This is a genomic window from Streptomyces sp. NBC_00239, from assembly GCF_036194065.1.
In the GTDB taxonomy this organism is placed as follows: domain Bacteria; phylum Actinomycetota; class Actinomycetes; order Streptomycetales; family Streptomycetaceae; genus Streptomyces.
Map to the genome: position 1 here is coordinate 7,471,240 of NZ_CP108095.1, position 19,827 is coordinate 7,491,066.

22 protein-coding genes and 3 pseudogenes are annotated in these 19,827 nt (G+C 70.4%); 8 read left to right on the plus strand and 17 right to left on the minus strand.

From position 1 onward, the window contains the following. A complete protein-coding gene (locus tag OG764_RS33045) occupies positions 1–864 on the minus strand; it encodes a universal stress protein (protein ID WP_328972002.1) in 864 nt (287 codons plus the stop codon). Next, positions 861–1,769, minus strand: coding sequence for a universal stress protein (locus OG764_RS33050; RefSeq protein WP_328972003.1), 909 nt, complete (start codon positions 1,767–1,769; stop codon positions 861–863). The genes OG764_RS33045 and OG764_RS33050 overlap by 4 nt, the downstream gene beginning before the upstream one ends. Positions 1,770–2,019: 250 nt before the next feature. On the opposite strand from OG764_RS33050, the gene OG764_RS33055 reads away from it, so the two are divergent. The 5 genes from OG764_RS33055 to OG764_RS33075 all read left to right on the plus strand — a co-directional run bounded on the left by OG764_RS33055 (position 2,020) and on the right by OG764_RS33075 (position 6,009). Continuing rightward, positions 2,020–2,685, plus strand: coding sequence for a CBS domain-containing protein (locus OG764_RS33055; protein ID WP_328972004.1), 666 nt, complete (start codon positions 2,020–2,022; stop codon positions 2,683–2,685). Between the two features lie 33 nt (positions 2,686–2,718). Continuing rightward, a complete protein-coding gene (locus OG764_RS33060) occupies positions 2,719–3,657 on the plus strand; it encodes a universal stress protein (protein ID WP_328972005.1) in 939 nt (312 codons plus the stop codon). Continuing rightward, positions 3,632–4,234: a CBS domain-containing protein gene (locus OG764_RS33065; RefSeq protein ID WP_328972006.1), complete on the plus strand. Its 603-nt coding sequence runs from the start codon at positions 3,632–3,634 to the stop codon at positions 4,232–4,234. The genes OG764_RS33060 and OG764_RS33065 overlap by 26 nt, the downstream gene beginning before the upstream one ends. Before the next feature lie 13 nt (positions 4,235–4,247). Then, complete coding sequence (locus OG764_RS33070) at positions 4,248–4,844, plus strand: CBS domain-containing protein (protein ID WP_328972007.1); 597 nt, start codon at positions 4,248–4,250, stop codon at positions 4,842–4,844. A gap of 151 nt (positions 4,845–4,995) precedes the next feature. Next, a complete protein-coding gene (locus OG764_RS33075) occupies positions 4,996–6,009 on the plus strand; it encodes an Acg family FMN-binding oxidoreductase (RefSeq protein ID WP_328972008.1) in 1,014 nt (337 codons plus the stop codon). A 21-nt stretch (positions 6,010–6,030) separates the two neighbouring features. Here OG764_RS33075 and OG764_RS33080 read toward each other — a convergent pair whose 3' ends face one another. From OG764_RS33080 to OG764_RS33140, 13 genes and pseudogenes are all read right to left on the minus strand, one after another. Beyond that, positions 6,031–6,852 (minus strand): ABC transporter permease subunit, encoded by an 822-nt coding sequence (locus OG764_RS33080; protein WP_328972009.1) that lies wholly within the window; start codon positions 6,850–6,852, stop codon positions 6,031–6,033. Beyond that, positions 6,849–7,691, minus strand: a pseudogene (locus OG764_RS33085) (ABC transporter ATP-binding protein); the annotation flags it as partial. The gene OG764_RS33080 and the pseudogene OG764_RS33085, both read right to left, overlap by 4 nt. Positions 7,692–7,803: 112 nt before the next feature. Continuing rightward, complete coding sequence (locus OG764_RS33090; RefSeq protein WP_328972011.1) at positions 7,804–8,088, minus strand: dsRBD fold-containing protein; 285 nt, start codon at positions 8,086–8,088, stop codon at positions 7,804–7,806. Positions 8,089–8,101: 13 nt separating this feature from the next. Next, positions 8,102–8,419: a hypothetical protein gene (locus OG764_RS33095; protein WP_328972012.1), complete on the minus strand. Its 318-nt coding sequence runs from the start codon at positions 8,417–8,419 to the stop codon at positions 8,102–8,104. A gap of 42 nt (positions 8,420–8,461) precedes the next feature. Next, positions 8,462–8,914 carry a flavodoxin domain-containing protein gene (locus tag OG764_RS33100; RefSeq protein ID WP_328972013.1) on the minus strand — a complete coding sequence of 151 codons (453 nt, stop codon included), beginning with the start codon at positions 8,912–8,914 and terminating at the stop codon, positions 8,462–8,464. A gap of 43 nt (positions 8,915–8,957) precedes the next feature. Continuing rightward, positions 8,958–9,713, minus strand: coding sequence for a putative PEP-binding protein (locus tag OG764_RS33105; RefSeq protein ID WP_328973253.1), 756 nt, complete (start codon positions 9,711–9,713; stop codon positions 8,958–8,960). Next, positions 9,596–10,150 (minus strand): PEP/pyruvate-binding domain-containing protein, encoded by a 555-nt coding sequence (locus OG764_RS33110; protein ID WP_328972014.1) that lies wholly within the window; start codon positions 10,148–10,150, stop codon positions 9,596–9,598. The genes OG764_RS33105 and OG764_RS33110 overlap by 118 nt, the downstream gene beginning before the upstream one ends. Positions 10,151–10,469: 319 nt before the next feature. After that, positions 10,470–10,677 (minus strand): annotated as a pseudogene (locus OG764_RS33115) (pyridine nucleotide-disulfide oxidoreductase); the annotation flags it as partial. Between the two features lie 68 nt (positions 10,678–10,745). Then, entirely contained in the window at positions 10,746–11,195 is a 450-nt protein-coding gene (locus tag OG764_RS33120; protein WP_328972015.1) for a universal stress protein, read from the minus strand. 84 nt (positions 11,196–11,279) lie between these two features. Continuing rightward, complete coding sequence (locus tag OG764_RS33125; protein ID WP_328972016.1) at positions 11,280–13,679, minus strand: glycoside hydrolase family 65 protein; 2,400 nt, start codon at positions 13,677–13,679, stop codon at positions 11,280–11,282. Then, entirely contained in the window at positions 13,676–14,434 is a 759-nt protein-coding gene (locus OG764_RS33130) for an HAD family hydrolase (protein WP_328972017.1), read from the minus strand. Before OG764_RS33130 ends, OG764_RS33125 begins: the two co-directional genes overlap by 4 nt. Further along, the gene (locus OG764_RS33135; RefSeq protein ID WP_328972018.1) at positions 14,431–15,117 is read right to left on the minus strand and encodes a helix-turn-helix domain-containing protein; all 687 of its coding nucleotides are present in this window, start codon (positions 15,115–15,117) and stop codon (positions 14,431–14,433) included. Before OG764_RS33135 ends, OG764_RS33130 begins: the two co-directional genes overlap by 4 nt. Before the next feature lie 5 nt (positions 15,118–15,122). Next, the gene (locus OG764_RS33140; RefSeq protein ID WP_328972019.1) at positions 15,123–16,199 is read right to left on the minus strand and encodes a zinc-dependent alcohol dehydrogenase family protein; all 1,077 of its coding nucleotides are present in this window, start codon (positions 16,197–16,199) and stop codon (positions 15,123–15,125) included. A 165-nt stretch (positions 16,200–16,364) separates the two neighbouring features. Between OG764_RS33140 and OG764_RS33145 the strand changes: the two genes are divergently transcribed. The 3 genes and pseudogenes from OG764_RS33145 to OG764_RS33155 all read left to right on the plus strand — a co-directional run bounded on the left by OG764_RS33145 (position 16,365) and on the right by OG764_RS33155 (position 19,002). Next, entirely contained in the window at positions 16,365–17,786 is a 1,422-nt protein-coding gene (locus OG764_RS33145; protein WP_328972020.1) for an MBL fold metallo-hydrolase, read from the plus strand. 95 nt (positions 17,787–17,881) lie between these two features. Beyond that, on the plus strand, positions 17,882–18,352 hold the full coding sequence (locus OG764_RS33150) for a cyclic nucleotide-binding domain-containing protein (RefSeq protein WP_328972021.1): 471 nt from the start codon (positions 17,882–17,884) through the stop codon (positions 18,350–18,352). 10 nt (positions 18,353–18,362) lie between these two features. Continuing rightward, positions 18,363–19,002, plus strand: a pseudogene (locus OG764_RS33155) (CBS domain-containing protein). 61 nt (positions 19,003–19,063) lie between these two features. On the opposite strand, the gene OG764_RS33160 reads toward OG764_RS33155, so the two are convergent. After that, positions 19,064–19,360, minus strand: a complete 297-nt coding sequence (locus tag OG764_RS33160; RefSeq protein WP_328972022.1) for a hypothetical protein — start codon at positions 19,358–19,360, stop codon at positions 19,064–19,066. Then, entirely contained in the window at positions 19,357–19,761 is a 405-nt protein-coding gene (locus OG764_RS33165) for a hypothetical protein (RefSeq protein ID WP_328972023.1), read from the minus strand. Before OG764_RS33165 ends, OG764_RS33160 begins: the two co-directional genes overlap by 4 nt. Positions 19,762–19,827: the final 66 nt, after the last annotated feature.

Sequence of the window (19,827 nt, forward strand, 5' to 3'; positions counted from 1 at the left end):
TCATCCGGTGGGGATGGTGATCACCGGGCAGTGCGCGCGGTGCAGGAGCCCGTGGACGACGGATCCGATCCGCATGCCGCTGTATCCGCCGCGGCCGCGGCGGCCCACGACGACGGCCAGGGCGTGCTCGGCGGCCCGGGCCAGTTCCTCGACGGGGTGGCCGGTGAGGACCTCGTGGGTGACGTGCACGTCCGGGTACTTCTCGGCCAGGCCGGCGGTGGCCTCGGAGAGCAGGGTGCGCTGGGCGTGCAGCGCCACCTCCTCGTCGTCCAGCATGATGAGCGGCAGCTGCCACACGCAGACGACCCGCAGCGCCGCCCCTCGAAGGTCGGCCTCGTCGAAGGCGAAGGTCAGCGCGGCCGTGGCGGACGCGCTGCCGTCGATCCCGGCGACGACATAGGGCGGCTGCTGGCTGATGTGCTCGGCGTCGCCCACGACGACGACCGGGCAACGGGCGTGGGCGGTGACGGGGACCACGAGGGAGCCGGCGCTGAAGAACTCGGCGGTTCGGCTCAGGTGCCGGGAGCCGAGGACGATCATGCGGGCTTCTCGCGCCGTGCCGCCCAGTACGGGGGCGGGGAAGCCGCTCAGCAGGTCACCGTTGACAGCCACCTCGGGGTGGCGGTCACGTACCCAGTTGCACGCTTGTTCGAGCCGGTCGGATCCGGCCTGCCTCAGGGCCGTCTGGCGGGGCGTGTCGTCGACGTGTTGGGTGTCGTGCTGGGGCGGTACGGCGAGCACCAGGCGCAGCGGGAGCCGGCGCCGTTGCGCCTCGTCGGCGGCCCAGGCCAGGGCGAGGTGCCAGTCCCTGTCCGGGTCGATGCCCACGACGATGTCGCGGCTTGCTGACGGGTGGCTGGTCATGACTGACTCCCGAAGTCGCTGCCGGTCCGGGGGATGAGGAGGACGGGGCAGTGGGCGTGGTGCAGCAGGCTGTGCGTGGCCTTGCCCAGGCTGGGGGCGAGTCCGAGGGGCCCGGGCACCCGGCGGCCGCCCATGACGAGGAGGTCGGCGTGTCGGGACGCCTCGACCAGGACGCCGGCCACGGAGATGCTCTTCTCCGCATCGGCCTGCACCTCCAGGTCGGGGAACTCGCCGCGGATCACGTCCGTGACGGCCCGAAGGGTGTCCGCGTGCCCGCCGGCGATCTCGTCCACGCCGTCGAGCATGCTGACCACTTCACCGACCGACTGGAGCACGTTCCACACGTGCAGTAGCCGCAGGGAAGCCTTGTGCAGCTCGGCTTCCCGGGCGGCGTACCGGGCGATCAGGAGGTCGTGCTCATCGCGGATCGCTGCGAGGACCGTGCCGCTCTCCTCGGCCCCGTCGATGCCTCGGACGACGATGACGGGCGTCATGGCGATGGCCGCGGTCCCCAGCCCGACCGAGCCGAGCATGAGGGAGTTGAACCCGCCCAGGCCGCGATTGCCCACCACGACCGTGCCGTGGAGCCCGCCGGCCCGGTGCAGGGTGTCGACGGCGCCGGCGCGGCTGAATTCAGTGGTCACGGTCAGCCCGGGGTACTCGGCCGACACAGCCTTCGCCGTGTGGTCCAGGAGCGCCCGGCCGTTGACGCGGACCCGTTCGATGGTCTCCGCCGACAGGTACAAGGCCCTGCCGTCGGTGTCGGCGCCGTAAACGATGTGCAGGGGACGGTCACGGCGCACGGCCTCCTTGCCCGCCCATAGGGCGGCGACGCGTGCCGACTCCGAGCCGTCCACGCCGACCGTGACCGAGCTGGTGTCCGGGGTGTGGAAGATGCTTTCCACGATTCCTCCCAACCGAGAAGCCGATGAGGGACACCACTCACGCTGGCACCGTCGACGCCCTGCGAAGAGGGCCGCCCGGGACCCCAGGCGGGACCAAAGGTCCCCACCGTCACGGCCCGGCACCCCGGATCCCCACGGCCCCTGGACGGGACCGTTCGGCCCTCGCTCACCAGCGGTCACCGGCGGATGGTTGGAGGGACACCCACTCCGAACATCAGCCTCACGTGATACGGCGGAACAGGAGGGCCTCATGAAGCACCTCAAGGTGGCGGACCTCATGACTGACGAGGTCGTCTCCGTTGTCCCGGGCACCGCCTTCAAGGACGTCGCGAAGCTCCTCGCCCAGTACGACATCTCCGGAGTCCCCGTCTTGGACGACGAGGACCGCGTGGTGGGCGTCGTCTCGCAGACCGACCTGCTGGCCCACACAGTGTCCGGCTCCCATCCCGCCGAGCAGAGCAGCACAGTGGCTGGGCCGCCGTCCGCGGGCGACGTCATGTCCACGCCCGCGGTCGCCGTCCATGCCGAAGAGACAGTGGCTGACGCCGCCCGGCTGATGACCAGACGCGGTATCGAACGCCTCCCCGTCGTGGACGTGGAGGACCGGCTCGTCGGCATCGTCACCCGCCGGGACCTGCTCCGCATGTTCCTGCGCCCGGACTCCGAGATACGCCGACGCGTCACCGACGAGGTCCTCACCGAGGTACTCGGTGTGCCACCCGGTGACATCGACGTCCACGTGGTGGACGGCATCGTCACCCTGGACGGCCATGTCGAGCGCCGCAGTCAGCTCCCCGCACTTCTCAGCCTCGTCGAACAGCTCGACGGGGTCGTCGCCGTGGCATCACGCGTCACCGCCCGCACCGACGACACGGCAACCCACGCGGACCACGCCCGGCACGCCATGCCGTGGTGATGAGCGCCGGACCGCACGAAGGGAATCGCAGCCATGCAGAAGCACGTGACCGTCGGAGTCGACGGCTCCCCGGAAAGCCGGGCAGCAGCACGCTGGGCCGCACAGGAGGCCGTCCTGCGGCAGGTGCCGCTGCGCCTCGTGCACGCCGTCGACTGGCCCCTGGACCCGGTGTTCCCCGGACTGGGCCGCCAGGACGTGGACCGCTGGGCCGACCAGGCCCTGACCGAAGCCGCGCAAGAGCTGCACGGGCGCCACCCGAACTTGGAGATCACGACCCGCTGCCTGACAGCACGGCCCGCCGCCGCCCTCGCGGCCGAGGCCGCCGACGCCGGGCTGCTGGTCCTGGGATCGCGCGGCCTGGGCGGTCTGGTCGGTTTCATCGTCGGCTCGGTGGCGTTGTCCACCGTGGTCGCGACCGACACCCCGGTTGTCCTCCTTCGCGTCGCCGACGACCCGGCCGGCCCGGGCACCGGCTCCAGCGGCGAGGTCGTCGTCGGCGTTGACATCCACGAAGCGTGCGACCGGGTACTCACCTTCGCCTTCGAAGAGGCGGCTCGGCGCGACTGCCCACTGCGGGCCGTACACGGCTGGAAGATGCCGCCCGCCTACAGTTACGTCCCCTTCTTCGACCCGGACAACGAACGGGACATCGGCAGGAGCGTCACACACATGGTGGACGACATGCTGTTGCCTTGGCGGCACAAGTTCCCCCACGTGAACGTCAGCCACAGCGTGTTCATGGGATCCGCGGGTGATCATCTCGTCCGGGCCGCGCAGGGCGCGCAACTCGTCGTCGTAGGACGCCATGTGCGCCGCTCCGCCCTCGGTGCGCACCTGGGCTCGGTCGCCCACGCGGTCCTTCACCACGCAGCAGCCCCCGTGGCCGTCATCGCCCACGACGGAAGGAGCGCTACCGGTACCGGCCGTCCCGTCGAGGAGGAAGACCATGAAGCACCTGCGCACCATCGATGACGTCATGACACACGCCGTGATCTCCATCGACCGAGGAACCGCGTTCAAGGACATCGTGGAAGCGCTGCGGATGTGGAACGTAAGCGCGCTCCCAGTTCTGACCCAGGACGGACAGGTGGTCGGCGTCGTCTCCGAAGCCGATCTGCTGCTCAAGGCCCAAGGCGCCGACACGCCCCACGACTCCACCGCCGAGCAGCTGATGACCCGCCCGGCCGTGACCGTCACGAAGGACGCCACCATCCCCACCGCGGCGCGTTTGATGGCCCGCGGGCACCTCAAGCGCCTTCCCGTGGTCGACGGCGACGGCCGCCTCGTCGGCGTCGTCAGCCGCGGCGACCTGCTCAAGGTCTTCCTGCGCCCCGACGAGGACATCGGCGCCGAGATCCGCGAGATGATCACCTACCAGCTGATCCCGCACGCTTCCGCCGAGGTTCACGTCCACGTCGCCAACGGCATCGCCTACCTCAACGGGTCGCTGGCGGACCCCGCGATGGAAGACGTCGTCGTACGTGCCGCCGGCACCGTACCGGGCGTCGTCGACGTCAAGGCGGATTTCACCGTCCCCGTATCCGCATGAGGGCACGATCGTCATGCGACACCGCAGCGTCTCGGACCTGATGACGCACACCGCCGTCACCGTCCGGCGTACGACCGCGTTCAAGGAGATCGCCCGGCTCCTGAAGGAGTTCGACATCACCGCCATGCCCGTGATCGACGAATCCGGGCACCCGGTCGGCGTCGTCTCCGAAGCCGACCTTCTCCGTCGGCGGCCCGCCGGTGGCGCCGCAACAGCCGAGGAGTTGATGACCAGCCCGGCCGTCACGGCCCGACCCGAGTGGAGCGTGGTCCGCGCGGCCCGCGTCATGCAGCGGCACCGGGTCAAACGGCTGCCGGTCGTCGACGCGGAAGGCCGGGTGGTCGGCGTACTCAGCCGCAGCGATCTGATCCAGCTCTTCCTCCGCCGCGACCACGCGATACAGGAAGAGATCCTCGAAGACGTCCTGACCCGGACACTCCACCTCCCTCCCTCGGCCATCACCGTCGAAGTCGACGACGGCCTGGTGACCCTCAGCGGCACCGTGCCGCGGCCCGGACTGCTGCCCGTGGTGATCCGCCTCTGCCAGAGCGTCGACGGGGTCGTCGACGTCGACAACAGACTCACCTGCACGGAGGCCGAACAGGGCTGACCGGGCAAGGAGGGCCGGTCGGTCCCAGGTTGGGCCGCTCGGTCCTTTCCAAGGGCCTCGCAGGAGGCAGAGCCTGAAAGCAGCCGACTATCGGGCCCCACCGGTCGCCGTCGTGGCGCACGACTGAGGCCACATAGACAGGACCAGTCCCATGACCGCAACACACCTCGACCCCGACACCGTCATCCGGCTCGTCGGCGACGCCGTCACTGCCCCGTCCATGCACAACGCCCAGCCGTGGAAGTTCGTGTTCCATGTCGGCAGCGGCGCCCTCGCTCTCTACGGCGACCCGGAACGCGCCATGACCCGAACCGACTCGAACCACCGTGGCCTCCACCTGGGTTGCGCCGCAGCACTGTTCAACCTGCGCGTGTCCGCGGCCTGGATCGGTCTGCCGGTTCGCGTGCAGCTCTTGCCCGACGACGCCGAACCATGGCTGCTCGCCATGGTGACCATCGACGGAACGACGGGCGTGGACCGCGAGCTGGCCTCCCTGCACGACGCCATCCGGCGTCGGCACACCAGCCGGTACCCCTTCAGCGAGGAGCCGGTGCCGACGGCACTGCTGGACGGGCTGTGGGCTGCGGCCCACTTGGAGGGCTGCCGGCTGACCGTCCCTGATACGTGGCACGTCGACACCGTGCTCGGGCTGGTCCGGGACGCCGAACACCGCGAGGAGATCGATCCGCTCGCGCAGGCGGAAACCGCGGCCTGGACCTCCCACACCCAGAGTGCTGCAGACACACGTCGGGACGGCATTCCCGCCTCCGCATTCGGACCCAAGGGCTCCGGCGGTCCCACCCCCGTACGCGACTTCGGTTGGGCCAACCCGATACCGGATCGCGGCTGGGCCGTGTTCGAGAAGCGGCCGCAGCTGGCTCTGCTGAGCACCGAGGGGGACACGAAAGCTGACTGGATGCGGGCCGGCCAGGCAATGGAGCGCGTCCTTCTGCAGGCCACCGCTGACGGACTTGCCACGTCGATGACGTCCCATCCCCTGGAATGGCCGGAGCTGCGGTGGACGGTGCGAGACCCGGTCGCGGCCATGGGGCACGTGCAGATGGTCTTCCGCCTCGGCTACGGCCCCGCAGGCCCCGACACGCCCCGTCGCCCGTTGACCGAGGTCCTGGAAGTCCGGGAGTTGAAAGCGGTGGAAGACGCGTAGACGCTCGAATGGCGAACCCGCTCAGGGCGCCAGGTCTCGGCGTTGGAGCAGCACATGCGCCAGCAGGACGCCCACCACTCCAGTTCCGACAAGGATCCCGAGCTGGGGCCAGAGCACGTCGCCTTCTGCCAGGGCGTCGCCCGGGGCGTAGTAATGGAACGGGCTGAGGAACCTCAGCGATGCTGCCGGCGACCAGGCCAGCGCGATGAAGTTGACGGCGAATCCCACGGCTCCGATCGCGATGGTCGCGCCGATCACCTGGGCCCGCCGCCGTCCCGCCGCCGATACGGCCATCGCCGGACCGATCAGGCACAGGGCGAAGCCCAGACCCATGACCCCGGCGGCGAGCACCCCGCCGACCGGCACCTCACGGTGGATGTCCGGTGACAGCGCCACCCCCACCGCGACAGTGAGGGTCGCTGCCAGGTTCAGGGCCAGCGCCGCGAGCACCAGTGCGGCGCTCCGCTCGGTCAGCAGCCGGGTACGGCTGACGGGACGCACCATGACGAGTTCCACCGTTCCGGATTCCACGTCCGCGGCCACGGCGGCCGCGGCGAGCGAGCCGATCGCGGTGAGCTGCATGGCGATCCAGAAGGGGTGGGTGAGGCCGGCGCCCAGCAGCCCGGGGTAGCTGGCGATCGACACGTCGCCGCTGGATCCGCTGAAGGCCCGGTAGGCGGAGGGCGGTCCCTTCCCGCCCGCGGAGAAGAGCTGCCCGGGAGGAATCGCGTTGGCGACCATCACGATGAGCGCCTCGAAGACGACCATCCCGACGATCAGGGCGGCCAGCGTCCGGCGCCGCCGGTACAGGGCGAGCCACAACAGCGGCGATTGCCGTCTCACGGCTCCTCCCGCACGGCGCCGTTGCGGTACAGGTCCATGAAGGCCTCGTCCAGCCCGGCTTCTTCCACCGTGATGTCGGCTACCGGCAGGCCGAGCAGTGTGCGCAGGGCGCCCACCACTTCGCTCGGTGGTACGAGCAGCTCCACCCGGTCCCCCTGCCAGCGAGGGGCCCAGCGGTCTGCATCGCCCAGGGGCCGTGCCCCCCGGTCGTCCGCGAAGGACAGCCTGATCCGGCGGGCACGGGCCTCGCGCAGGCCGGCCACGCTCTGGACCGTGACCAGTCGTCCGTCCCGGATGATCGCCACCCGGCCGCACGTGCGTTGCACCTCCGGCAGGATGTGGCTGGAGAGCAGGACGGTGCGTCCGGCGGCGGCCGCCTCGCCCAGCAGTGCGAAGAACGTCTCCTGCACCAAGGGGTCCAGCCCCTCGGTCGGTTCGTCGAGCACCACCAGGTGCGGGTCGTGCTGCATCGCCTGCACCAGCCCGAGCTTCTGCTTCATGCCCCGCGAGTAGCCTCCGACGGGGCGGGCGAGGATCTCGGGCGTCAGCCCCAGCCGGTCGCACAGCTCGCCGCGGCGGGGCACGGGTGCTCCCTGGAGCGCGGACAGCAGATCGAGCGTTTCCGCTCCGGAGAGTTCCGGGTACAGGCGCAGTTCGCCCGGCAGGTACCCCAGGTGCGGGGCCACCTTGCTGTGATCGGTGATCGGGTCCCGCCCGAGCACTCGAACACGTCCTTCGGTGGGACGAAGCAGCCCGGTGAGACATCGCAGAGTGGTCGTCTTCCCCGCACCGTTCGGTCCGAGGAAGCCGAACACCTCGCCTGGTCGCACGGTGAGGTTCAGGCGGTCGATTCCCGTCACCGGCCCGTACCTCTTGGTCAGTCCGGTCAGCTCGATCGCCGGCCCGTCGCTCATGGATCCAGTCTGGGCCCGCTGCCGGAGACCCGCCCGCTCATCCAATGTCGTAGGCCGTGAGGGGGGCGTGCTGCGGTGCGGCCCCGGCTGCTGCCATGTCGCCGTAGGCGGTGCGCTTGAGCTGTTCCGCAAGGTTTTCCAGTGCTCGGGCGGCCGCGAGTTCGTCGCCGATCTCGGGCACGTCCTTGTCCGTCGGGTTGCAGCGTGCGGTGCCTTGGCCCGTGAGACGCGTGGTGCCGGTGTCGAGTTCGACGCGGACCTTGGTCGTGTGCTCTTCCTCGAAGAGGTAGAGGTGGGTCTTCCATTCGCTCGTGTGCGACATGGTGTGCCTCCGGTCAGATCAGGGAGCAGCGGTGCGGGGGCTGCGAGGGGTAGTGCCACGTGGCGGCTGCCACGGTGACCGGCCGGCTGCTCGGCTGGTCTCCCGCCCGGTAGGTGGTCTCGCCGACCGTGGTGGCCGTCACGGTGTACCGGTGGCTCGAGAGCTTCTCGGCGGTGCGGTGGCCGTCCGTCCAGGCAGCGCGCCCGAGGGCGAAACCGGCGATGACGGCCAGGAGGCAGGTCAGCGCGAAGGCGGCATGCATGTGGGTCCGGGTGCGGTCGGCGTCACGCCTGAGCGGGTTGGCGCCCGTCCCTTTCGTCCGGTGGTGCATGGCACGCCTCCGTGCTGGTGCGTGCCGAGCGGTGCCGTCCCTTCAGGCGGCGACGAGCTCGGCGCTGATGTGGTGGGCCCAGTTCTGGATCCGTTCGGGGTTGCGGAAGTCTCCGCCCTTGCCTTCGTGGAGCAGCGCCTTGGCGAGGAATCCCGGGGTGTGGGCCGTGATGCTGCCGCCGAAGGTCATGTGCTCGCGTGCTCCGATCAGCTGCATCTCCCGGGCGACGGCGGAGACCGGGGGGATGTCGTCTTCTTCGGCGGAGCGGTCGAGCGGGCCGCTGCTGAACATCCACACCGGGCGGTGCCGGAGGGATTCGGCGTTGCGTTCTGCGCAGTGCTTGGCCTTGCTGCTCCAGTGGCCGGCGTATAGGGAGCCGCCGAGGACGACGGCGTCGAGACCGTCCTCGCGGAGGGTCTTGCCGATCTGTTCGGCAATGCCGGCGGTGGCGCCGTGCTTGGTGCCGTAGGCGACCAGGACTCGCTTGGTGCTCATGGCGGGTACTCCTTGGTTCCATGGTGCGTGGCTGCTGCCACTGTCACGCGGCCGACGGCTGCTCCGCTTGGGCCGGACGGATCCCTGCGGGGACCATTCGGTCCTCCCCGTAGCGGCTCTCCTCGGCGACGGCGACGTGCTGCTTGACGGCGGCGAAGCTGTCCGGGGCCACGGAGATCGAGTCGATCCCGGCCCGGACGAGGAAGGCGGCGTAGGCCGGGTCGTCGCTGGGCCGCTGGCCGCACAGGTCCACCGGACGTCCCAGGGTCTGGACCCGTGGGAGGAGGATCCGGATGAGGTCGGTGACGGCAGGGTCGTTCTCGTCGAACACGTCGGCGAGGGCTTCGGAGTCGCGGTCGACTCCGAGGGTGAGCTGGGTGAGGTCGTTGCTGCCGATGGAGAAGCCGTCGAAGCGCTCGGCGAAGTCCTGGGCGAGAAGGATGTTGGAGGGGATCTCGGCCATCACGTAGACCTTGAGACCGTTCTCGCCGCGCCGCAGTCCTTCCGCCGCCATTACCTCCAGGACCTTGTCGGCTTCCAGCAGGGTGCGGCAGAAGGGGATCATGACGATGACGTTGGTCAGGCCCATCTCCTCGCGTACCCGGCGCAGAGCCTGGCATTCGAGGGCGAAGCCTTCCCGGTAGCCGTCGCTGTAGTAGCGGCTGGCACCCCGCCATCCGATCATCGGATTGGCCTCCACCGGTTCGAAGGGGCGGCCCCCGAGGAGCTTGGCGTACTCGTTGGTCTTGAAGTCGCTGGTACGGACGATGACGGGGTCGGGCCAGCGGGAGGCGGCGATCCGGGCGATCCCGTACGCGAGCCGGTCGGTGAGGTACCGGCCCCGGTCGAGGTAGCCCTGAGCTGGTCGACGGCGCAGCGGTCGGCGGCACCCAGGCGCTCCGGATGCAGCAGGGCCATGGGGTGGACCTTGACCTGGTGCGCGACGATGAATTCCAGGCGGGCCAGGCCCACCCCGTCCGCGGGCAGCCGCCACCAGCGGAAGGCGGCACCGTCGTGGAAGCGGTCGAGCTGCTCTTGGATGCGGGTGCGCAGGCCGTGTCCGTCGAGCAGTTCCTCGTAAGCGTCGGCGGTCGTGGCGAAGCCGGGCGGCACACGCAGGCCGGCAGCGGTCAGCCCTCTGGTCAGCTCCCCCAGGGAGGCGTTCTTGCCGCCGACCCGGCCGACGTCGCCCCGGCCGAGCTCGGTGAACGGTACGACGCGTCGCATGTGTCCCATGACGTCCTCCGGGGGCTGCGTGTCGGCAGGGATCAGTACGGCAGGGGGCGGCCGGACGGCGTGCGCAGATCCAGCGGGGCGGGCTTGTGAGGCTGCTTGGGCCGGGTCTGGATCCCAATGCGCTGCATCGTGGTCACCCTCTTCGGAAGGCGGCGCCTGATTGGCGTCCGGGTTCCACGTTCACGCGGCAGGCCACCGGAGCCGCAGTGCTGAGAGGGCCATTCACAGGGGGCCGAGTGGGCCGCTGCGGTACGGGGCCGATCGGCCCAGGGCCTGGCGCTGAGCAGGGGCCCGGACCTGGCATGACTCTGTTCGACCCGCTAAGGGGTATCAACATCGGTGTCGCGCGCAGGAGTCCGGCGTCGCGGGTGGCGCGGACGGGGGGGGGTACGGCGACGATGTCGCCGAGGGAGGCGACCCCGCCGGTGTCGGTGCGGCCCGGCGTCGAGGGCTCGGGGGCGGGCGGTGGCGGCGTCGAAGGGGGCCCGGCCGTCGATGTCGTCGGCGAGGTAGCGGGGCGGCCGCTGCGCCGCGGCTCAGAAGGCCGTGGCCCACTACCCGTACGCCAGGCGTACCCAGGCGTACCCAGGCGGGATCACTCGGCGGGGGTGTCCGCCCGGACGATGGTGATCGGGCACGGCGCGTGGAGCGCCGCCTGCTGGCTCACCGAACCGAGCAGCGCTCGGCTGAAGCCGCCGCGGCCGCGGCTGCCCACGACCAGCATGGCCGCACCCTCTGCCGCATCCACCAGGACGTCGACCGGATTGCCGCGCACCAGGCGCTGGTGCACGGAGGCGGCGCCGTCCTCACCGAGAACCGTGCGAACCTCCTCGACCAGACGCCGTTCGGCCTCCTCCTCGTCGAACGTGGCGTCGACCGCCGGGGCGGACCACGACGCGGCACCGGGCACGTCCCACGCCGCGACCGCCTCTACTCGCCCGCCCACCAGCCCTGCATATCGGACTGCCCAGCGCAGCGCGGCCTGGGACGAGGGCGATCCGTCGACGCCCGCCACGATCCGCGGAGCCTCATGCTGCCTGTCCATCCCGTTCACCCTTCCAACGGCTGATACATCCACAGTGTGCGCATCGGGAACGCACCGCCACGCGAGCATGCGGTGGTTGCCCTGTCAGCCCTTCGGCAACCGGAACCACCGCTCCTGGCCTGCGGCAATGCATTCCTTCCGGTCTCCGGGCAGCACCAAGGGCACCGGGCCCAGCAGGGACCAGGGGACGCTGATGCCGAGCCGGCCGGGCCGGAACCGGATACGGATGTCCCGGTGCCCCAGGTAGGAGATCGAGAACGAGGACCCAGGCACTTCGGAGAAGGGCACCGGGTCGATGTGCAGGCCGTCGTCGTGGGGCTCGAGTCCGACGATGCCGCGCTCGACGAGGTCGAGGGTGCCACCCATGGCACCGAGGTGGATCCCCTCACCAGTGGTGCCGCCCTGAACGTCGGTGATGTCACTGAGCAGGGCTTCCTGGCAGTAGCGCCACGCGTCCGGGCCCTGCTCCCGGGCGAGGACCCAGCCGTGGACGAGGCTGCTGAGCGTGGAGCCGTGGCAGGTGCGCCGCAGGTAGTAGGTCACCGTTCTGCGCCAGAGGTCGTCGTCAAGGCGGTATCCGAGCCGAATCAACAGCTGTTCGAGTTCTGTGGGGCGGAAGAGGTAGCCGAGCATGAGGGTGTCGGCCTGCTTGGAAGCCTGGTAGCGGTTTGGCGTGTCGCCTTCGGCTTCCAGGATGCGGTCCAGGCGGCGGATGTCGTGGTAGCGGGCGCGGTAGCCGTCCCAGTCGAGCTCGGCGAGGTCCCCGTAGCCGTGGAACTGGCTGATCACGTCGCGATGGAAGGGCACGTACAGGCGGCGGGACACGTCCTCCCAGACGGTGAGGTCGTCGGGGCCGATGCCGAGATGCGTGAGGAGCTCTGCCCTCCGGGCCGCCGGGAGTTCCCCGTACAGGTCGAGGGCGCGGGCCAGTACCCACGCGGCGGTGACGTTGGTGTAGGCGTTGTCGTCGATGCCGGGAACAGCGGCGTCCGGGTAGGCGTCGTGATACTCGTCCGGGCCGACGACGCCGCGGATCCGGTAGCGGCCGAGGCGGGTATCCCACGCCGCCGCGTCCGCCCAGAAGCGGGCTGTGTGCAGGAGGAGTTCGGCGCCCGGGCCGTGCATGAAACCGGCGTCACCGGTGGCCTGCCCGTACTGCCACACGTTCCAGGCGATGGCCGACCCCACGTGGTGCTGGAGGTGCGAGTGGTCCGGAAGCCAGCGGCCGGAGCGCGGATTGAGGTGCAGTCGCTGCGTCTCCTCGGCGCCGGAACTTCCGCTCTGCCAGGGAAACATCGCCCCTTTCGCCCCAGCACGGCGGGCAGCCTCCCGAGCCGCAGGGAGCCGGCGGTGCCGGTACATCAACAGGGCGCGCGCGGTCTCGGGGAGGTGGAGGGCGAGGTAGGGCAGGACGAACAGCTCGTCCCAGAAGACGTGGCCGCGGTACGCCTCGCCGTGGAGGCCGCGGGCGGGGACGCCGGCGTCGAGCTCCGCGGTGTGCGGCGAGAGGGTCTGCAGGACGTGGAAGGCGTGCAGCCGCAGAACCTTGCCCGTCTCTCCGGGTACCTTCAACTCTCCTTCGCTCCACAGGCGTTGCCAGGAGGCCCGGTGGGACGCCAGCAGGGAGGGGAAGTCCGGGGCGTGCGTGGCGCAGTCGATGCTCCGCAGCAGCGGATCGGCCGAAGGGCGGTCGAGCGACGTGCACAGGGCGGCGGTCTTTGCGACGACGACCGGGGCGGCCCGCTTGATCGGCAAGACGAATGTCTGCGTGGCGGTGGTGGCCGTGCATGCCCGGCCCACCGGTGCCACGGGACGTGCTGATGTCCGGACTGCGAGCCCGATCCGTACTCGGGAGGTGGTTGTGGTGCAGGACAACCAGGCGGTGCCCTCCGCCTCCACTCCGGCCCGGTGCTCGACGAGATGCCGCCCGGCCAGGGCGCGGTAGCGCTCGACTCCCGCGTTGGTGACGTCTCCGTCGAGCACGGACTCGATCTCGATCCTGCCGCTCCAGCCGTACGCTCTGAGCACCGTGTTCTGCGCGGCCAGGTTCGGGTCGCCCATGTGGACGAGGCGGGTGTGGGTGACGCCCAAGCGGCGGCCTTCGGCGTCGTGGAAGAGCATGCGGCGGGTGAGCGTGCCGGCGTGCAGGTCCAGCGACACGTGACTGTGGCGCAGGGTCGGGTGGTCGGGTGTGAGCCAGTCGCCGGGCGGCGCACCCTCGGGCAGGCAGCGGTATCTCAGGGCGGTCCAGTCCGGCAGCCGGACCATGTCCTCGTTGGAGACCGTTCGTCCGCCGACGGTGGAGGCGAGCCGGTTGTAACAGCCGGCGAGGTAGGTGCCCGGGTAGTGGACGTCGTCGGCGACGCTTTCGGGGGCTGAACCGCGGGTGGCGAAGCGGCCGTTGCCCAGGGTGCACAGGGACTCGACCAGCCGCTCGGTTTTGGGGTCGTAGCGGGGGTACTCCCAGCGCCAGACGGTGGTCACGCGCGTTCGCCTTCGAGTGCGGCGGGCAGCCCGCCGAGGTCCGGGAGGACGAGGTGAGCACCATGTGCGCGCAGGGCGTCCCTCATGTGCGGGTCGTCTTCGCGGTTGAGTCCCACCACGAGGCGGAAACGGCCTCGGTGTCCGGCTTCGACGCCGGCGAGTGCATCCTCCACCACGGCGGTGTGTGCGGGAGTCACGCCGAGGCGGCCGGCAGCTTCGAGGAAGAGGGCAGGGTCGGGTTTGCCCGGCAGGGCGAGTGCGGCCGCGTCCTGGCCGTCCGCCAAGGCGTCGAAGTATGCGAGGAGATCTGCGGATTCCAGGAGCGAGCGGGCGTGCCGGGAGGCCGAGACGGCTGCGCACAGGATCGCCTTCTCCCGCAGTTCCCGGAGCGCGGGCCGCACGTCGTCGAAGACACGGACGCCTTCGGTCCGCAGCATCCTGGAGAAGGCTTCCTCCTTGCGGGCGGCGACCGCGTGGACAGTGGCGCACCCGGGCGGATCCTCCGAGCTTCCGGGCGGAAGGTCGATGTGCCGGGCAGTCAGGAATGCGCGTACGCCATCGAGGCGGGAGCGGCCGTCGACCAGGTCCCGGTACTCGCGGACTGCGTCGAACGGGCGCGGTCGTGCACCGGCGCGCGATGGCTGCCACTCGGGGAGGCAGCCGTCGAAGGTCTCCTTCCAGGCAGCCGCGTGGCGGTCCGCCGTAGCGAGGAGCACTCCGTCGGTGTCGAAGACGACCGCGCGTAGGTCGTTCATGAGTCGTGCACCACGCGACGGCCGGTGATGCGGGCGGGGGTGAGCTTCATCCAGTGGGTGCGCGGGCCGCCGGCCCAGGGCTGGGAGCGGGCCGTGGTGTTGAGGTGTTGAATTTCGTGCTGGTCCGTGACGGCTGCCAGTTCGCCCACCGCCAGCACGCTCCAACCAGTGGCGGTCACGTCGTCGATGTTGTCGATCTCGAAGGCGACCTCGGTTCCGGCGGCCCTGGCCGTGACGGCTTCCGCGGAGGTGCGGAAGGCGATGTCGGGTCCTGTGATCAGGTAGTTGACGGGGAGGACGGCGGGGCCGTCGGGGGTGAAGATGGCGATGCGGCCCACGCCGTGCGTGTTCAGCAGGCGCCGGCATTCGGGCTCGTCCAGCGGCACGAGGGTACTGTCGCGCCGGGCGGTGGATCGGCCGGCGACGCGATGGGCGCTGGCGCCGGTCAGGTCGTCGACGGTGAGGCCGAGGGCGTCGGCCACCCGTACGAGGGTGCCGATGGCAGGACTGGCGGCGTGCTCCTCCAGGTAGGCGATGTACGTCCCGTCAGCGCCGCACCGCCGGCCCAGTTCGTCGCGGCTCAGTCCGAGGGCTTCGCGGCGGGCCGCCAGGCGGCGGCCCAGGTCGGTGCGTCCGGCCATCTCGTCGGACTGCTGCGGGTGGGTGCTCGGTGTGCTCTTCACGGCACTCACTGCTCCTGGGGCGGTACGGCGACGGTGTCGTGCTGCGGTCCGCCGAGTACGACCTTGAGGGCGCCGGTCTCGCCGGCGCGGGAGAAGACGTCGTACGCCTCTTCCATCTGGTCCAGCTCGAACCGGTGCGTGACCATCGCGGCGCCGGGCAGGCGGCCGGCGGCCATCATGCGCAGCAGCATGGGAGTCGAGTGGGTGTCGACGAGGCCGGTGGTGATGGTGACATCCTTGATCCACAGGTCTTCGAGGTGGAGGACGGCGGGCTTGCCGTGCACGCCGATGTTGGCGACCCGGCCGCCCGGGCGGACCATGCGGGTGCACATCTCGAAGGCTTCGGGCACGCCGACGGCCTCGATGACGACATCCGCGCCGAGCCCGTCCGTGAGGTCCCCCACCAGCTGCTCCGGCTCCTCCTGCGCGCTGACGGTCGCATCGGCCCCGAGGTCCCGCGCAGCTGCCAGGCGGGGAGCCGCGAGGTCGACGGCGACGATCCGGGACGGGCTGTATAGCTGTGCCGTGGCGATGGCGGCCAGGCCGATGGGTCCGGCGCCGACCACGACGACCGCGTCGCCCGGGCGCACGTTGCCGTTGAGGACACCCACCTCGTACGAGGTCGGGAAGATGTCCGCGAGCAGTACCGCTTCGTGGCTCGCCAGAGCGCTGGGAAGGGGATGGACGGAGAGGTCGGCGAAGGGAACGCGGACGTACTCGGCCTGGGTGCCGTCGATGGTGTGGCCCAGGACCCAGCCGCCTCCTCCGCGGCACTGGCCGTAGTGTCCTTCACGGCAGAAGCGGCAGCGGCCGCACGCGGAGATGCAGGAGATCAGGACGCGGTCACCGGGGCGGACGCTGCGGACATCGCCGCCGGTTTCGACGACGGTCCCCACGGCCTCGTGACCCAGGATCCGTCCGGGTGTCACCTCGGGGACGTCGCCCTTGATGATGTGCAGGTCGGTGCCGCAGATGGTGACGGCGTCGACCCGGACGATCGCGTCGGCAGCGTCCTTGATGGAGGGGTCCGGGACATCCTGCCAGGAGGTCTGTCCGGGCCCGTGGAAGACGAGTGCCTTCATGGCGCGGCCTTCTCTCTGTGTGCTGTGCGGGAGGGGGTCACCGTCAGGCTGTGCCTGTGCCCCTCTGTCCCGCTTGGGCCGGTCGGCCCCTACCCGGGACCCGTAGGTCCCCAGCGGAGAGGGCGTTCCGGTGCGACGGTGGAGACAGAAAGGAGGGCTGTTGCCATGTCCCAGTCAGCCCCGTCTCCTGCTTCCGCCCGCCCGGCCCTACTGAGGTTCCTCGGCGGAGTGCGGACGGTCACCGGCAGCAAGTTCCTTGTCGAGAGCGACCACGCCCGGATCCTCGTCGACTGCGGACTCTTCCAGGGTGTCGCGGACCTACGACGCCGCAACTGGGACAAGCTGCCCTGCGACGCCTCCGACATCCACGCCGTCGTCGTGACCCACGCCCACCTGGACCACTGCGGCTACCTACCGCGGCTGGTCCGGCACGGATTCCGCGGCCCGATCCTCACCAGCGCCACCACGGCCCGTCTCGCCGAGATCGTGCTCCGTGACAGCGCCCGCCTCCAGATGGAGGCCGCCGAGCACGCCAACCAGCACGGTTGGTCCAAGCATCGGCCTGCCAAACCGCTCTACGACGATGACGACGTCGACCAAACGGTGAAGTTCTTCGACCCGGTACCGGTGGGCAGCGAGATCGAGATCATGGCTGGCACAAAGCTGATGCTGCACCACGGGGGCCACATCCTCGGCTCCGCCTGGGCCCACCTGACGCTGGAGGACGGCCACACCCTCGCCCTCAGCGGCGACCTCGGCCGCCCCGGCCACCCGCTCCTGCTGCCACCCGAACCGTTCTCCGGCGCCGACGTCCTGCTGATGGAGTCGACGTACGGCAACCGTCACCACGACCAGGAGAGCGCGAAGCGCGAATTCGCCTCGGTGATCACGCGCGCACTGTCCCGTGGCGGGACGGTCGTCATCCCGGCCTTCGCGATCGACCGCACCGAGGTCGTCCTGCACGAGCTGGCCACCCTGCGCAGCGATGGCACCCTGCCCCTCCACGTACCCGTCTACGTCGACAGCCCCATGGCCCTGGCGGCACTGGACGTCTACCGCGACGCCGTACGAGCCCACTCGCCCGAGCTGCGCCCCGAGATCCTCGCCCGCGGCGAGGCGGCGATCAGCCCGGAGCCCTTCCTGGCCGCCCGCACCGTCCAGGAGTCGATCGACATCAACAACACCACCGGACCGGCGATCATCGTCTCGTCCGCCGGGATGGCCACCGGCGGCCGCGTGCTGCACCACCTCCACCGGCTCCTGCCGGATCCGCGCAACGCCGTGGTCATCGTCGGCTTCGCCGCCGCCGGCACCCGCTCCCGCGACCTCGTTGACGGCGCCCGCACGCTCAAGATGTTCGGCGAATACGTCCCCGTCCGCGCCGAGGTCGCCGACGTCCCGCACTTCTCCGCGCACGCCGACGCCGACCAGATCATCGACTGGCTGCGCACCGCCCCCGCCCCGCACACCACCTACCTCGTCCACGGCGAGGAGACCGCCGCCGAAACCCTTCGGGACCGCATCGACGACGAGCTGGGATGGACGGCCGTCGTACCCAAGTCCGGGGAGGCCGTCCTGGTCCGCTGACCGGGGCCGGACGGTCCCCGCGGTGTGCACCGTGCGGCCCTCCCGGAGACGGTGGCTCACCGAGCAGGGTGGATGCGAAGGGTTGGAGGCACTCCATGAGCACCATGCACACCGTCCTCGAAGCGATGGCACCGGAAGCCCGCGAAGCCCTGCTCGCCCACTCCCACCAGGTGACATTCCCGGCCGGCACCCGCATCTTCAACGAACGTCGACGGGCCGAGAAGTTCTGGATCATTCAGTGCGGCACCGTGGACCTCGACACCCACGTCCCCGGCCACAAGAACGTGGTCGTCGACACCCTCGGCTACGGCGAGCTCCTCGGCTGGTCCTGGATGTTCCCGCCCTACAGCTGGCACCTCGGCGCCACCGCCTCCCACGAGGTGCGCGCCCTGGAGTTCGACGCCGCGGCCGTACGGGAGCTGTGCAACGAGGACTCGGCCGTCGGCCGGTCCGTCTCCACCGCGGTGGCCGCCGTCATAGCCGACCGGCTCGACTCCGTCCGGACCCGCCTCCTCGACCTGTTCGCCCCTCACGGCCGCGGCACCCCGCTCGCCTACGCACGCTGAGGACCCCGCCATGACTTCCACCCCGTACACCGTCGCCGACGTCATGACCACCAAGGTCATCGCCGTCACCCCCTCGACCGGCTTCAAGGACATCGCCACCGCGATGGAACGGTGGAAGGTGACCGCCCTACCCGTCATCGAGGGCGAGGGCCGTGTCGTCGGCGTGGTCTCCGAGGCCGATCTCCTACCCAAGGAGGAGTTCCACGAGCACCGCCCGGGCCTGATCGAACAGATGCGCCGCCTCGGTGACACCGCCAAGGCCGGCTCTACCCGCGCCGAGAACATGATGACCACCCCGGCTGTCACGATCCGTCCCGACGCCACCCTGCCTCAGGCAGCCCGCCTCATGGCCGACCGGCACATCAAGCGCCTCCCGGTCGTCGACGCCTACGGCACCCTCAAGGGCATCGTCAGCCGCGCCGACCGACGAAGAACTCGCCACCGAGATCCGCCGCACCGTCGTCGAACGCCTCTTCCCCCTCTCCCACGAAACCGTCAAGGTCACCGTGGCCCAAGGAATTGCCACCCTGGCCGGCGCGGTCCGCGACGGCAACCTGATTCCCCTGGCCCAACGCCTCGCCCACTCTGTCGAGGGTGTCGTCGACGTCCACTGCCGACTCGAGCATCCTGCCGACGCCACCCGCTCCTGACCGCCCACAGGGCGGGGGTGCAACGTGTTGTACCGAGCAGCGGGACTGACGGGCGTTGGGCTCAGGCCGCGGCCCTCGCGACGGGCGGCCGCCTCCGCGAGCCGAACGTCGAGTCGAAGGTGCGACAGCGTGTCGTAGGCACGAGCAGGTACGGCGCCCCTGACCCTGCGATCGAGTGGAGGCCGGTCTGCCCGGCGGCGAGGGCGTCGTACGGGGTGGGGAAGTCGAGGCTGTCGAACACGTAGTAGAAGGGCAGCACGGTCCATGCGACGAGCTGGAGGTGTGCGCGGACGGCGGCGCTCTCGATCGCGTGGCGATGTGTCGCCCGACTGGTCATGCTGCTCTTGCAGTCGATCATTGCGACGTGGCGCTCCTTGGCGGCAAGGAGGTCGGGAGTCCACCGAAGGGAGCGGTGGACAGCGCCATGTAGCGGCCGTCGTTGCCGGCGAGGGCCTGGCAGTACTTCAGGCTGGCCCAGTGCTTGGCGAGTCCTCGCCCGGCTCCTTGGCGGGCGAGGACGTTGGCCCGTCCCAGGGAGTGCAGGACGTCCCAGGGGGTGAGCTGGAGCGATATGCCGAGTGGTTTGATGAGTAGGGGCCGGAGTTCTGGTTTGCGGCGGAGAGGAGCCTGGCCCTTCTCCCGCTTGGCCTTGTCGTCCGCGGTCGCGGCTTTCGCAAAGCTGCCCGCCGGATCCGATGTCGAGTGAACGGCCGCGTTCCACGGCTGCGCAAGATCCCTCAGCACGTCTGCTCGCTTCACGCTGCTTCCCCCTCGTTCATCACTGGCTGATCCGTCCACGTGGACGGTGGCCGGCTGCTGCACTGA